General features: G+C 67.6%; 12 protein-coding genes. 2 read left to right on the top strand and 10 right to left on the bottom strand.

Going from position 1 to position 13,346, the window contains the following annotated elements; genetic code table 11:
- Positions 1-64: 64 nt before the first annotated feature.
- From trpD to OG285_RS27120, 5 genes are all read right to left on the bottom strand, one after another.
- On the bottom strand, positions 65-1,129 hold the full coding sequence (gene trpD, locus OG285_RS27140) for an anthranilate phosphoribosyltransferase (RefSeq protein WP_356825022.1): 1,065 nt from the start codon (positions 1,127-1,129) through the stop codon (positions 65-67).
- Positions 1,130-1,257: 128 nt separating this feature from the next.
- Entirely contained in the window at positions 1,258-2,883 is a 1,626-nt protein-coding gene (locus OG285_RS27135; RefSeq protein ID WP_356825024.1) for a cytochrome bc complex cytochrome b subunit, read from the bottom strand.
- The gene (locus OG285_RS27130; protein ID WP_356825026.1) at positions 2,880-3,932 is read right to left on the bottom strand and encodes a Rieske 2Fe-2S domain-containing protein; all 1,053 of its coding nucleotides are present in this window, start codon (positions 3,930-3,932) and stop codon (positions 2,880-2,882) included. The genes OG285_RS27135 and OG285_RS27130 overlap by 4 nt, the downstream gene beginning before the upstream one ends.
- A complete protein-coding gene (locus OG285_RS27125) occupies positions 3,929-4,738 on the bottom strand; it encodes a c-type cytochrome (RefSeq protein ID WP_356825028.1) in 810 nt (269 codons plus the stop codon). Before OG285_RS27125 ends, OG285_RS27130 begins: the two co-directional genes overlap by 4 nt.
- Before the next feature lie 65 nt (positions 4,739-4,803).
- Positions 4,804-5,424: a heme-copper oxidase subunit III gene (locus tag OG285_RS27120; protein ID WP_356825030.1), complete on the bottom strand. Its 621-nt coding sequence runs from the start codon at positions 5,422-5,424 to the stop codon at positions 4,804-4,806.
- A 216-nt stretch (positions 5,425-5,640) separates the two neighbouring features.
- Between OG285_RS27120 and OG285_RS27115 the strand changes: the two genes are divergently transcribed.
- The gene (locus OG285_RS27115) at positions 5,641-6,057 is read left to right on the top strand and encodes a hypothetical protein (RefSeq protein ID WP_356825032.1); all 417 of its coding nucleotides are present in this window, start codon (positions 5,641-5,643) and stop codon (positions 6,055-6,057) included.
- A 58-nt stretch (positions 6,058-6,115) separates the two neighbouring features.
- On the opposite strand, the gene OG285_RS27110 is transcribed toward OG285_RS27115, so the two are convergent.
- The 4 genes from OG285_RS27110 to coxB all read right to left on the bottom strand — a co-directional run bounded on the left by OG285_RS27110 (position 6,116) and on the right by coxB (position 10,593).
- Positions 6,116-7,381: an Ig-like domain-containing protein gene (locus OG285_RS27110; RefSeq protein WP_356825034.1), complete on the bottom strand. Its 1,266-nt coding sequence runs from the start codon at positions 7,379-7,381 to the stop codon at positions 6,116-6,118.
- A gap of 118 nt (positions 7,382-7,499) precedes the next feature.
- On the bottom strand, positions 7,500-7,898 hold the full coding sequence (locus OG285_RS27105; protein ID WP_266857821.1) for a cytochrome c oxidase subunit 4: 399 nt from the start codon (positions 7,896-7,898) through the stop codon (positions 7,500-7,502).
- On the bottom strand, positions 7,895-9,631 hold the full coding sequence (ctaD, locus tag OG285_RS27100; RefSeq protein WP_356825036.1) for a cytochrome c oxidase subunit I: 1,737 nt from the start codon (positions 9,629-9,631) through the stop codon (positions 7,895-7,897). The genes OG285_RS27105 and ctaD overlap by 4 nt, the downstream gene beginning before the upstream one ends.
- Positions 9,628-10,593: a cytochrome c oxidase subunit II gene (gene coxB / locus OG285_RS27095; protein WP_356825038.1), complete on the bottom strand. Its 966-nt coding sequence runs from the start codon at positions 10,591-10,593 to the stop codon at positions 9,628-9,630. The genes ctaD and coxB overlap by 4 nt, the downstream gene beginning before the upstream one ends.
- A 259-nt stretch (positions 10,594-10,852) precedes the next feature.
- Between coxB and OG285_RS27090 the strand changes: the two genes are divergently transcribed.
- The gene (locus OG285_RS27090) at positions 10,853-12,295 is read left to right on the top strand and encodes a cysteine desulfurase/sulfurtransferase TusA family protein (protein WP_371792486.1); all 1,443 of its coding nucleotides are present in this window, start codon (positions 10,853-10,855) and stop codon (positions 12,293-12,295) included.
- Between the two features lie 57 nt (positions 12,296-12,352).
- Here OG285_RS27090 and OG285_RS27085 read toward each other — a convergent pair whose 3' ends face one another.
- Positions 12,353-13,327, bottom strand: a complete 975-nt coding sequence (locus OG285_RS27085) for a carbohydrate kinase family protein (RefSeq protein ID WP_356825042.1) — start codon at positions 13,325-13,327, stop codon at positions 12,353-12,355.
- Between the last annotated feature and the right edge of the window lie 19 nt (positions 13,328-13,346).

Raw genomic sequence — 13,346 nt, 5'->3', positions numbered from 1 at the left:
GCATGAGACCGATGGCCGGTCGTGGGCCGCGCGACTGCGCCCTGGAGATCCCGTGCCGGGGAGCTCAGGCGTTGCTGGCGACGACCCATCGCTCCAGCGCCCGGGCCGCCGCCCCCGAGTCGATGGAGTCGGCGGCCCGGGCGATGCCGGCCGCGATCCGCTCGTTGAGGGATCCGGGGCCCGGGTCCAGGGCGACCAGCGCCGCCGCCGAGTTGAGCAGGACCGCGTCCCGTACCGGACCGGCCTCACCGGCGAGCAGCCTGCGGGCCACATCCGCGTTGTACGACGAGTCGCCGCCGCGCAGTGCCTCCACCGGGACCAGCCCGATGCCCACGTCGCGCGGGTCGAAGGGCTCCTCGCGCACCGTGCCGTCCGCCACGGTCCAGACCCGGGACGTGGCGGTGGTGGTCAGCTCGTCCAGCCCGTCGTCACCCCGGAACACCAGGGCCGACGAGCCGCGCTCGGCCAGCACACCCGCGACGATGGGCGCCACCCGGGCGTCGGAGACACCGGTCGCCTGTGCCCGGACCTTCGCCGGGTTGGTGAGCGGCCCCAGGAAGTTGAAGGTGGTGCGGATGCCCAGCTCCTTCCGGGCGGCGGCCACATAGCGCAGTGCGGGGTGGAACTTCACCGCGAAGCAGTACGTGATGCCCGCTTCGGCCGCCACCTCGACGACCCGCTCCGGGGTCAGCTGGAGATTGACGCCCAGCTTCTCCAGGACGTCGGACGCCCCGCTCTGGGACGACGCCGCGCGGTTGCCGTGCTTGACGACCTTGGCGCCGGTGCCCGCCACGACGATCGAGGACATGGTCGAGATGTTCACGGTGTTGGCGCCGTCGCCCCCGGTGCCGACGATGTCCACGCTCGGGCCCGGCACGTCGATCAGCCTGGCGTGCGCGTACATCGCCCGGACGAGTCCGCCGATCTCCTCGACCGTCTCACCCTTGGCACGCAGCGCGACCATGAACCCGGCGATCTGCGCGTCCGTCGCCTCGCCGCTCATGATGCGGTCCATCGCCCAGGCGGTGGCGTCCGCACTCTGGTCGATGCCGCGGAGCAGGGAGTCGAGTACGCCCGGCCAGGAGTGGGCCGCCACGCTGTCGCCGCCGACCGGGGTCACAACGCTCATGGTCCACTCCTGGGGTCCACCGCCGAATAGGGATACGGCCAGCTTATCCAGCCCCGGGGACCGCGAAGAGCCCCGTCCATCGAATGGACGGGGCTCCTGCTGTGGCGACTTTTCAGTCGGTCAGGTGATCAGTGGTGACCGTGGCCGCTGGTGATCTCCTTGTACTCGTCGGCAGTGGGCTTCTCGATCTGGTTGTGCTCGCCGTAGTAGCCCTTGCTCAGCTTGGCGCGGACCCGGGTCAGACGGGACACCTTGCGCGTGACACCGTTCTCGTCGACCTCGGGGCCGATTTCGAGCGGCTGGTACTGCTCGTGCGCGGTCAGGGTGTGCAGCTGCTCGGGCTTGAGCGGCTCGTGGACCTCGATGAACTCACCGTGCGGCAGGCGCTTGATGATGCCGGACTCGCGCCCGTGCAGCACCTTCTCGCGGTCACGGCGCTGCAGGCCGAGGCACCAGCGCTTGGCGATGATGAACGCGATGACCGGTCCGGCGAACATCCCGATCCGGACGAACCAGGTGATCGAGTTGATCGACAGGTCGAAGTGCGTCGCCCAGAGGTCGTTGCCGCCGCCGACGAGCAGGATCAGATAGAGCGTGATCCAGGCGACGCCGAGACCCGTACGCGTCGGGGCGTTGCGCGGGCGGTCCAGGATGTGGTGCTCGCGCTTGTCCCCGGTGATCCAGGACTCGATGAACGGGTAGACGCCGATACCGACCAGGACCAGCGGGAAGACGACGATCGGGATGAACACGCCCAGGACGAGTGTGTGTCCCCACGCGTTGATCTCCCAGCCCGGCATGATGCGGACGAGACCTTCGGAGAAGCCCATGTACCAGTCGGGCTGGGCGCCGGTCGACACCTGGTCCGGACGGTACGGGCCGATCTCCCAGATCGGGTTGATCGAGGCGATCGCGGCCATGGCCGCGATGACACCGAAGACCAGGAAGAAGAAGCCTCCGGCCTTGGCCATGTAGACCGGCAGCAGGGGCATGCCGACGACGTTCTTGTTGGTCTTGCCGGGACCCGCGAACTGCGTGTGCTTGTGGTAGAAGACCAGGATCAGGTGGCCGACCAGCAGTCCGAGCATGATGCCCGGCAGCAGCAGTACGTGGACCGAGTAGAACCGCGAGACGAAGTCGCCGCCGGGGAACTCACCGCCGTACAGGAACATCGACAGGTACGAGCCGACGATCGGGATGGAGAGCATGACGCCCTCCATGAACCGCACACCCGTACCGGAGAGCAGGTCGTCCGGGAGGGAGTAGCCGGTGAAGCCGGTGAACATCCCGAGCACCAGCAGCAGGAAGCCGAAGAGCCAGTTGATCTCGCGCGGCTTGCGGAAGGCGCCCGTGAAGAACACGCGCATCATGTGCACCAGCATGCCGGCCAGGAAGACCAGCGCCGCCCAGTGGTGGATCTGCCGGATGAGCAGACCGCCGCGGACCTCCAGGCTGATGTTCACCGTCGAGGCGTACGCCTCGGACATGTGGATGCCCTGGAGCGGCACGTACGGGCCGTCGTAGACGACCTCGTTCATGCTCGGGTGGAAGAACAGCGTCAGATAGACACCCGTGAGGATGATGATGATGAAGCTGTAGAGGCAGATCTCCCCGAGCATGAAGGACCAGTGGTCCGGGAAGATCTTGCGCATGTTGGTCTTGGCCAGGCCGTAGATGCCCAGACGGCCATCGGCCCAGTCGGCCACCCGCTCGCCGGCGGGCGCCTTGCGCTGTGTATCCGTCACGGTGCTCATCCGCGCTCCCAGAAGGCAGGACCGACGGGCTCTGCGAAGTCGCCGAGCGCTTCGAGATTACCCTCGCCGTTCACACCGATCCGCAGCTGCGGAAGCGGGTGGCCGGCCGGGCCGAAGATGACGCGGGCGCCGTCGGACAGGTCGAAGGTGGACTGGTGGCACGGGCAGAGCACGTGGTGCGTCTGCTGCTCGTACAGGCTGATCGGGCAGCCGACGTGGGTGCAGATCTTCGAGAACGCGACGATGCCGTCGTGGGCCCACTCGCGTTCCTTCTTGTCCTTGATGTTGTCCGGCTGGATACGGACGATCATCAGGGCGGCCTTGGCGATCTGCGTCTGGAAGTCCTCGTCGGACTCCGAGAGGCCCTGGGGCATGGCGAACGTCAGCGAACCGACGGACACGTCCTCGGGACGCAGCGGCTGGTTGGTGTTCATGTTGATGAGCACCTTGCCGCGCGCCCACAGCGTCTTGCGGAGCTTCTTCTCCGGCAGCGGGCCCAGGTCGCGCAGCAGCATCACACCGGCGAGCGGCACCATGGCCATGGCGCCGAACATCGTGGTGCGGATCAGCTTGCGGCGGCCGAAGCCGGACTCGGCGGCACCTGCCGCGAAGTCGGCCAGCACCTGCGCCTTGACCTCGGCCGGGGCCTCGATCGGGTGGCGGTCGGCCGGCATCTCGACGTCCGACATCAGCGTGCGGGCCCAGTGGACCGCGCCGGCGCCGATCGTGAAGAGCGCCACACCCAGGGTCAGGCCCAGGGAGAAGTTGAGCGCGCTCACGTGCCCGAACGGGAAGACGAAGATGATCTTGTCGACGGGGAAGATCACGTAGGACGCGATGAACCCGATCGTCGCCAGCATCGAGAGTGTGAACAGGAAGGCGACCACGCGCTCGGAGCGCTTGGCGGCCCGCTCGTCGATGTCCTGGATCCGCGGCTTGTGGGCCGGCAGTCCCGGGTCCGCGAACGGGTCGTCCGCGGGCTCCACCGCGCCGTGCGCGGACTCCTGCGTACGCGGCAGGTTCTCTTCGGAATTCTCTTGGCTACTCATGACTTCTTGGCCTTAGCGGTGTGGGCCGCGACCCAGATGGCAACTGCGATCAGCGCACCGAGTCCGAAGATCCAGCCGAACAGACCCTCACTGACCGGACCGAGGCCGCCCAGCTTCAGGCCGCCCTCGCTGGCGGAGTTGTCGCCGTTGACGGTCTTGATGTACGCGATGATGTTCTGCTTCTGCTTCTCCGGCATCGTCGTGTCGGGGAAGTTCGGCATGCTCTGCGGGCCGGTCTGCATGGCCTCGTAGATGTGCTTCGGGTCCACGCCCTCAAGGCTCGGGGCGAACTTGCCGTGCGTCAGAGCACCGCCCTCACCCGTGAAGTTGTGGCACTGGGCACAGTTGGTGCGGAAGAGGTCGCCACCGGCTGCGATGTCGGCACCCTTGTCGCTGTACTGCTTCGAGGTCGGCGCGATGGGTCCGGCACCGAGGGAGGCCACGTACGCGGCGAGCTGGTCGATCTCGCCCTGCGAGTAGATGACCTTCTTCTTCGGCACCTGGGCGCCGGGCTGCTGGGCAGGCATACGGCCGGTGCCGACCTGGAAGTCCACGGCGGCAGAGCCGACGCCGACCAGGCTGGGACCGTCGGACGTGCCCTGGCCGCCCATTCCGTGGCAGCTTGCGCAGCCCACGGAGAACAGCTTCTTGCCCTCACTGATGGCGAGGGACTGGGAGGTGTCGTCGGCCTGCGCCTTGCCCGCGGGAGCGAACGCGGCGTACAGCCCCCCGGTGGCCGCCAGCGCGAGGAGTAGGACGACGACCGCCGCCAACGGGTGGCGTCGTCGTGCGGAGAGCTTTTTCACGGATTACCCCGGTGTCAGGATCTTCTGCGTCGGTGCTTGCTGGATGAGTGGGGCGTCGGGCCCGATTACTTGATCAGGTAGATCGTCGCGAAGAGGCCGATCCACACGACATCGACGAAGTGCCAGTAATAGGACACGACGATGGCTGCGGTCGCCTGCTGGTGCGTGAATCTCTTGGCTGCGTATGTCCTGCCGAGAACGAACAGGAAGGCGATCAGGCCGCCTGTCACATGCAAGCCGTGGAAGCCTGTGGTCAGGTAGAACACCGAACCGTACGGGTCGGAGGAGAGCGAAAGGCCGTCCTCCTTCACCAGGTTGGTGTACTCGAAGATCTGGCCTCCGATGAAGATCGCACCCATCACGAACGTGATCGAGAACCACGAGCGCAACTTCTTCACATCGCCGCGCTCGGCGGCAAAGACGCCGAGCTGGCATGTGAGGGAGGAGAGCACAAGGATCGTGGTGTTCGTCGCCGAGAAAGGAACGTTCAGCGAGGACGCCATATCCTTCCAGTGCTCGGGACCCGTCACCGATCGCAGGGTGAAGTACATCGCGAAGAGGGCCGCGAAGAACATCAGCTCGGAACTCAACCAGATGATGGTTCCGACGCTGGTGAGGTTCGGCCGATTGACCGACGGGTGCGCGTGCCCGGTTTCTACTGTCGTTGCTGTCGCCACGACCGACATTATGTCGGTCGCTTATCCCGCCCTCACCCTGGGGGGTGCCGTTCGGTGTGTCAGCGGCTCGTGTCCAGCCCGAACGGCCCATCGCGAGGCAGTCCGTAACGGTGTTGACGGGGTGTCGGACGGAGTAGCATCCGCGCCAGGGTCCAACCCCCAACGGGCCCCGCGGGCCCCGCAGATCCCGCTGATCTTCGAAGACACAGCCGTCACGGAGGAACAATGCAGCCGAGCGCCACGGTCCTGGTCTACAGCGACGACGCGAACACCCGGGAACAGGTACGGCTCGCGGCGGGTCGCAGGCCGGCCTCGGACGTGCCGCCGGTGCAGTACCTGGAGTGCGCGACGCTCGACGCGGTCATCGGCGCCCTGGACAAGGGCGGGATCGACGTCTGCGTGCTGGACGGCGAGTCGGTCCCCGCGGGCGGTATGGGCGTCTGCCGGCAGATCAAGGACGAGGTCTTCCGGTGCCCGCCCGTACTGCTGCTGATCGGCCGCCCGCAGGACGCCTGGCTGGCCACCTGGAGCCGCGCGGACGCCGCTGTGACCCTTCCGGTGGAGCCGGTGGAGTTCGCGGGCACACTGGCCGCCCTGGTCCGCGACAGGCTCGCGGCGGGCACCGTGTCCACGGGGGCCTGAAGGGCCCTGAACAGGGGTTCCGGGCCCTCCCCCGCGGAAGCACGGCGCCGGCTGCGGATCAGAGCGCGGCGGGCCGCAGCCGGGCCGTCTGCGCGGGTGCGTCGGTGCCGCCGGGGTTCTGCTTTCCGTCCGTCAGTGCGCTGCCCTTGGCCCACTTGGCCCAGGACAGGTTCCAGTCGCCGTAGCCGTTGTCGAACGGTGTCATCGTGTCGCCGTCGCTGCCGACGACCTTGACTATGTCGCCCTGGCGCACGTGGTTGAAGAACCACTCGGCGTTGCCGGTGCTCATGCCGGTGCAGCCGTGACTGGTGTTCGCGGACCCCTGTGACCCCTCGGACCAGGGCGCGGCGTGCACGTACTCACCGCTGAGTGTGACCTGCGTCGCGTAGTAGACCGGCAGGTCGTACGAGTCGGAGCTGCCGGCGGCTATCCCGATGCTGGAGCTGGTCATACGTACGAAGTACGTCTTGCCCAGCACGACCTTGACACCGTTACGGGTGGAGAAGCCCGGCTTGCCGGTGGTCACCGGGATGGTGTTGATCACCTGGCCGTCGCGCTTGACCGTCATCTCGTGCGCCGAGGCGTCGGTTATGGCCTCCAGACGGTCCCCCGTCCTCAGCTTGAGCGGCTTGGCGGCGCCGCCGTAGAGCTTGTCGCTCACCTTTATCCCGTTGAGATTGCTGTGCACGCTGATCGTGGCGTGCGCGGGCCAGTACTCCTTCGGCCGGTAGTGCAGCGTCCTGCTGTCCACCCAGTACCAGGCGCCGTCGGCGGCGGGCACCGAGTCCACCTTCAGGGCGCGCTCGACCTGGGCCCTGGCCGCCTTGTCCTTGATGGGGGCGCTGAGTTGGGCGGTGACGGGCTGGCCCACGCCGTACTCGCCCCCCTTGGGGCCGAAGGTGACGTTCAGCCGGTGCGAGGCGGGGGCGGTGTCGAAGCCCATCGTCCGGCCCCCCGGCGCGCCGTCCTCGTCCTCGGTGGCGACCCGGACCGTGTAGTGCACACCTGCGGCCAGCGGAGCGGTGCTGTGCCACCTGGTGCCGTCGGCGGAGAGTTCGCCCGCGAGCTGGCGTCCTGTGCTGTCGGTGGCCGTCACATCGGTGATGCGGCCGTCGTCGTCCTTGGAGGTGACTTCGAGCGGCTTGTCGGGGTCGGCCTTGCCGTTGCCCTGGGGACCGTTGAAGGAGATCGAGTCGTCCGCGTCGAACGGCGACGCGGAGAGCGGATTACTGCCGGAACTGCCGCACGCGGTCGCCGCTGCCCCAAGGGACACGACCAGCAGCGTGCAGCTCAGGACCGTACGGATTCGAGGTGCATGGCTCATATGCACACGTTAAGAAGATCCCCTGGTAACGGCACGCCGGATGACTGCAAATGAGGAGGCCCGGACACCTGATCGGCGTCCGGGCCTCCTCATACGGTCCAGCGGTGGGGCTCAGCCCCTACTGGTTCTGGTTCTCTCCGCGGTAGAACTCGAAGACCCAGCCCCAGAGGCCGACCACGACGAGCGGTGCCGAGAAGTACAGCAGCCACCAGCCCATGGCGATGGCCAGGAAGGCGAGCGCGCCGCCGACGGCCAGCGAGATCGGCTGCCAGCTGTGCGGGGCGAAGAAGCCCACCTCACCGGCGTCGTCCGCGACGTCGGCCTCCTTGTTGTCCATCGCGCCGGCGTCGATCCGCCTGGCCGTGAAGGCCAGGTAGAAGCCGATCATGATGCTCAGCCCGAAGGCCATGAAGAGGGCCGTCGTTCCGGCTGCCTCCTTCGACCACACGCCGTAGACGACCGCCACGGCGAGGATGAAGACGGCCAGCCAGATGAACATCTTGCCTTGGACCTTCACTTGCCTGCCTCCTTGCCACCGGACAGGACCTTGTCACCGGCGCCGTGGCTGTCGAGCTGTTCGAGAGCCGCGATCTCCGGGTGGTGCAGGTCGAACGCCGGGGATTCGGAGCGGATCCTCGGAAGGGTCGTGAAGTTGTGCCGGGGCGGCGGGCAGGACGTCGCCCATTCGAGCGAGCGGCCGTAGCCCCACGGGTCGTCGACCTCGACCTTCTTGCCGTACTTGGCGGTCTTCCAGACGTTGTAGAAGAACGGCAGGATCGACAGGCCCAGCAGGAAGGAGCTGATGGTCGAGATGGTGTTCAGCGTGGTGAAGCCGTCAGCGGCGAGGTAGTCCGCGTACCGCCGCGGCATGCCCTCGACACCCAGCCAGTGCTGCACCAGGAACGTGCCGTGGAAGCCCACGAACAGCGTCCAGAAGGTGATCTTGCCGAGCCGCTCGTCCAGCATCTTGCCCGTGAACTTCGGCCACCAGAAGTGGAATCCGGAGAACATCGCGAAGACCACGGTGCCGAAGATGACGTAGTGGAAGTGCGCGACCACGAAGTACGAGTCGGACACGTGGAAGTCCATCGGGGGCGAGGCCAGGATGACGCCGGTCAGACCACCGAAGGTGAAGGTGATCAGGAAGCCGACGGCCCAGAGCATCGGTGTCTCGAAGGACAGCGACCCCTTCCACATCGTGCCGATCCAGTTGAAGAACTTCACACCGGTCGGCACTGCGATCAGGAAGGTCATGAAGGAGAAGAACGGCAGGAGCACACCGCCGGTGACGTACATGTGGTGGGCCCACACCGTCACGGAAAGACCGGCGATCGAAATCGTCGCAGCGACCAGGCCGATGTATCCGAACATCGGCTTTCTGGAGAACACTGGAATCACTTCGGAAATAATTCCGAAGAATGGCAACGCGATGATGTACACCTCTGGATGGCCGAAGAACCAGAAGAGGTGTTGCCACAGGAGCGCGCCGCCATTTGACGCATCGAATACATGAGCGCCGAACTTGCGGTCCGCCTCCAGCGCGAAGAGTGCCGCGGCGAGGACCGGGAAGGCCAGCAGGACCAGCACACCGGTCAGCAGGACGTTCCACACGAAGATCGGCATACGGAACATCGTCATGCCAGGGGCGCGCATGCAGATGATCGTGGTGATGAAGTTGACCGAGCCGAGGATCGTGCCGAAGCCGGAGAAGGCCAGACCCATGATCCACATGTCGGCGCCGACACCCGGTGACCGGACGGCGTCCGACAGCGGGGAGTAGGCGAACCAGCCGAAGTCGGCCGCGCCCTGCGGGGTGATGAAGCCACCGACCGCGATGAGCGAGCCGAAGAGGTACAGCCAGTACGCGAACATGTTCAGCCGTGGGAACGCCACATCGGGCGCCCCGATCTGCAACGGCATGATCCAGTTCGCGAATCCGGCGAAGAGGGGCGTCGCGAACATCAGCAGCATGATCGTGCCGTGCATCGTGAACGCCTGGTTGAACTGCTCGTTCGACACAATCTGCGTACCCGGACGGGCCAGCTCGGCGCGCATGACGAGCGCCAGCACACCGCCGATGCAGAAGAAGGCGAACGATGTGACCAGATACATCGTGCCGATCGTCTTGTGATCAGTGGTGGTCATCCACTTGATGACGATGTTTCCCGGCTCTTTGCGCCGTACCGGCAGCTCGCTCTCGTAGGAGTCGTCTGCTGCGGCGGCACCCTGAGGTTCGTTGAGGATGCTCACAGGTTGTTCGTCTCCGCGTTCTTGGCGTGGCCAGTCTGCGCGATCCCGGCGGGGATGTAGCCCTTCTGGTTCTGCTTGTCCAGGTCCTTGAGGTGCTGCTTGTAGCGCTCCGGGGAGACGACCTTCACATTGAAGAGCATCCGGGAGTGGTCCACGCCGCACAGCTCAGCGCACTTGCCCAGGAAGGTGCCCTCCTGGTTGGGGGTCACCTCGAAGGAGTTGGTGTGGCCCGGGACAACGTCCATCTTCATCAGGAACGGCACCACCCAGAAGTCGTGGATGACGTCGCGCGAAGTGAGAACGAAGCGGACCTTCTGACCCTTGGGCAGCCAGAGGGTCGGCCCCGGATTGCCGGTCTGCGGGTTCCGGGAGGCCGGCGTACCGACGTCGTAGACGCCTTCGGCTCCCTTGGGGAAATCCTTGGTGAAGCGGTCCGGGATATCGGACAGCTCTGTGGTCTTCGCCGCGTTGCCCGTGGACGGGTTGCCGTCCACGTCCTCCACGTAGTTGAAGCCCCAGCTCCACTGGAAGCCGACCACGTTGATCGTGTGGGCCGGCTTCGCCGAGAGGTTGAGGAGCTTCGACTCATCGCGCGCGGTGAAGTAGAAGAGCACCGAGACGATGATGAGAGGGACCACGGTGTACAACGCCTCGATCGGCATGTTGTACCGGGTCTGCGGAGGTACCTCCACCTTGGTCCGGCTACGCCGGTGGAAGATGACACTCCAGATGATCAGCCCCCACACCAGCACGCCCGTGGCGAGCGCTGCCGCCCACGAGCCCTGCCAGAGGGAGAGGATCCGAGGTGCCTCTTCCGTTACCGGGGTGGGCATACCAAGGCGGGGGAAATCCTTGTACGAGCAACCGGTAGCGGTCACAAGGATCAGGCCCGCAGTCAGCACCTGCGGCAGCTTCCGCCGCATCGGGCGCCGCGACGAGCGGTCGGAGCCGTTGGGACTCACGTAGCGCCTTCCCGAGAGTCTCGCCCGTGCGGCCGGCTGCGGCCGCATCGAGGTCGGTCGCCGGTCCTGCTCGGGCAGGGGTTTGGATGTTTATGCGGACCAAACCCTACTGGAGGCCATTTGGGGCCGCGCGGGGAGGGTGCCCAACGCGCCGTCCGACACCCCGAAGGGGTGGAATCCCGGCTTCCGGGAGGGATCTGACGATCCCTCCCCCGACGGGGCCGGCCGCCGGCCCACGACCGGCGGCTAGCGTGGCGCCGTGTCCTACTTCGATGCCGCGTCCTCCGCACCCCTGCACCCCGTCGCACGTCAGGCCTTGCAAGCCTCCCTTGACGACGGCTGGGCCGATCCGGCCCGGCTGTACCGGGAGGGGAGGCGGGTACGACTGCTGCTCGACGCGGCCCGCGAGGCGGCGGCCGAGGCTGTCGGGTGCCGCCCGGACGAGCTCGTATTCACCTCTTCCGGCACCCGCGCGGTCCACTCCGGAATTGCTGGAGCACTTTCTGGCCGTCGGCGTGTCGGCGGCCATCTCGTGGTGTCGGCGGTCGAACACTCTTCGGTGCTCCATTCGGCGGCGGCCCATGAGGCGGGCGGCGGTTCGGTGACCGAGGTGCCGGTCGGCCGGACCGGGGCGGTCGTCCCCGGCACGTACGCGGCCGCGCTGACCGGGCGGACCGCGCTGGCCTGTCTGCAGTCCGCCAACCATGAGACCGGCACCGAACAGCCGGTCGCCGAGGTCGCCGACGCGTGCCGGGCCGCCGGGGTGCCGCTGCTGGTGGACGCGGCCCAGTCGCTGGGGTGGGGGCCGGTCGACGGGGGCTGGTCGCTGCTCACCGCCAGTGCGCACAAGTGGGGCGGGCCTGCCGGGGTCGGGCTGCTCGCCGTACGGAAGGGTGTGAGGTTCGTCCCCCAAGGCCCGGCGGACGAGCGGGAGTCCGGACGTGCCGCCGGTTTCGAGAACGTCCCGGCGATCGTGGCCGCCGCGGCGTCGCTGCGGGCCGTACGGGCCGGGGCCGCCGCCGAGTCGGTACGGCTGCGCGGTCTCGTGGACCGGATCAGGGCCTCGGTGGGCGAGCTGGTGACGGATGTCGAGGTGGTCGGCGATCCGGTACGGCGGCTGCCGCACCTCGTGACGTTCTCCTGTCTCTATGTCGATGGGGAGACTCTGCTGCACGAGCTGGATATGGCCGGTTTCTCCGTCTCATCCGGTTCGTCCTGCACCAGCAGCACGCTGACTCCCAGTCATGTGCTGCGCGCGATGGGGGTGCTCTCGGAGGGCAACGTCCGCGTCTCGCTGCCGCTCGGCGTGGCGGAGGCGGAGGTCGACCGGTTCCTTGAGGTGCTGCCGGGGGTGGTGCGTTCCGTACGGGAGCGACTGGGCGCCGGGACCGGAACGGGCGGGCCGCCGGGGCCGGTGCGCGGTACGGAGGCGGGACCGCCGGCGGACGCCGCCGCGGAACCGCGTGCGGGGGCCGGGGCGGAGCTCGTCGTGGACGCGCTCGGGAAGCGGTGCCCGATCCCGGTGATCGAGCTGGCCAAGGTGATCGGGGACGTGCCGGTGGGCGGGGTGGTGACGGTGCTCTCGGACGACGAGGCCGCGCGGCTCGATGTGCCGGCGTGGTGCGAGATGCGGGGGCAGGCCTACGAGGGGGCGCACCCGGTGGACGGGGGTACCGCCTTCCGGGTACGCCGCGTGTCGTGAGCCGGCCCCCCGGAGCCGCACCAAGGCGCCCCGGGGCCCGGTCCTGCGGGCGGTGGGCTACTGGAGGTGGATCTGGATTTCTTCCGCCGCGTCCTGGCCGTACGCCTTGGTGAAGCGGTCCATGAAGTCGGCGCGGCGCAGGGTGTACTCCTGCGTACCCAGCGTCTCGATCACCAGCGTGGCCAGCATGCAGCCGATCTGCGCCGCGCGCTCCAGGCCGACGCCCCACGAGAGCCCGGACAGGAAGCCCGCACGGAACGCGTCGCCCACGCCCGTCGGGTCGACCTTGGCCTCCTCCTCGGCGCAGCCGACCACGATCGGGTCCTCACCCTTCCGGTCGATCCGGACACCGCGCGCGCCGAGCGTGGTGACCCGGTGGCCGACCCGGTCGAGGATCTCGTCCTCGGTCCAGCCGGTCTTGGACTCGATGAGCCCCTTCTCGTACTCGTTGGAGAAGAGGTACGTCGCGTCGGCGAGCAGCGTACGGATGTCGGCACCGGTCATCCGGGCGATCTGCTGCGAGAAGTCGGCCGCGAACGGGATCGACCTGGTGCGGCACTCCTCCGTGTGGCGGAGCATCGCCTCGGGGTCGTCCGCGCCGATCAGCACCAGGTCGAGACCGCCGACGCGCTCGGCGACCGACTGGAGCTCGATCTGGCGGGCCTCGCTCATCGCGCCCGTGTAGAACGAGCCGATCTGGTTGTGGTCGGCGTCCGTGGTGCACACGAAGCGGGCGGTGTGCAGGACCTCGGAGATCCGGACCGATCCGGTGTCCACCCCGTGCCGGTCGAGCCAGGCGCGGTACTCGTCGAAGTCCGGGCCCGCCGCGCCGACCAGGATCGGGGCCGTGCCGAGCAGGCCCATCCCGAAGCAGATGTTGGCGCCGACGCCTCCGCGCCGTACGTCGAGGTTGTCGACCAGGAAGGAGAGGGAGACCGTGTGGAGCTGATCGGCGACCAGCTGGTCGGCGAAGCGGCCGGGGAAGGTCATGAGGTGGTCGGTGGCGATGGAGCCGGTGACTGCGATGCGCACGGCGAGGACTCCTGCGGAG

This window comes from Streptomyces sp. NBC_01471, assembly GCF_041438865.1.
In the GTDB taxonomy this organism is placed as follows: Bacteria; Actinomycetota; Actinomycetes; order Streptomycetales; family Streptomycetaceae; genus Streptomyces.
The sequence above is the reverse complement of the archived record's forward strand: the minus strand, read 5'-3'. Positions and strand labels throughout refer to the sequence as shown.

Excerpts from the sequence above, each read along its gene's own strand:
- trpD (WP_356825022.1), bottom strand. The coding sequence starts at position 1,129 with ATGAGCGTTGTGACCCCGGTCGGCGGCGACAGCGTGGCGGCCCACTCC.
- OG285_RS27135 (WP_356825024.1), bottom strand. The coding sequence starts at position 2,883 with ATGAGCACCGTGACGGATACACAGCGCAAGGCGCCCGCCGGCGAGCGG.
- OG285_RS27130 (WP_356825026.1), bottom strand. The coding sequence starts at position 3,932 with ATGAGTAGCCAAGAGAATTCCGAAGAGAACCTGCCGCGTACGCAGGAG.
- OG285_RS27120 (WP_356825030.1), bottom strand. The coding sequence starts at position 5,424 with ATGTCGGTCGTGGCGACAGCAACGACAGTAGAAACCGGGCACGCGCAC.
- OG285_RS27115 (WP_356825032.1), top strand. The coding sequence starts at position 5,641 with ATGCAGCCGAGCGCCACGGTCCTGGTCTACAGCGACGACGCGAACACC.
- OG285_RS27110 (WP_356825034.1), bottom strand. The coding sequence starts at position 7,381 with ATGAGCCATGCACCTCGAATCCGTACGGTCCTGAGCTGCACGCTGCTG.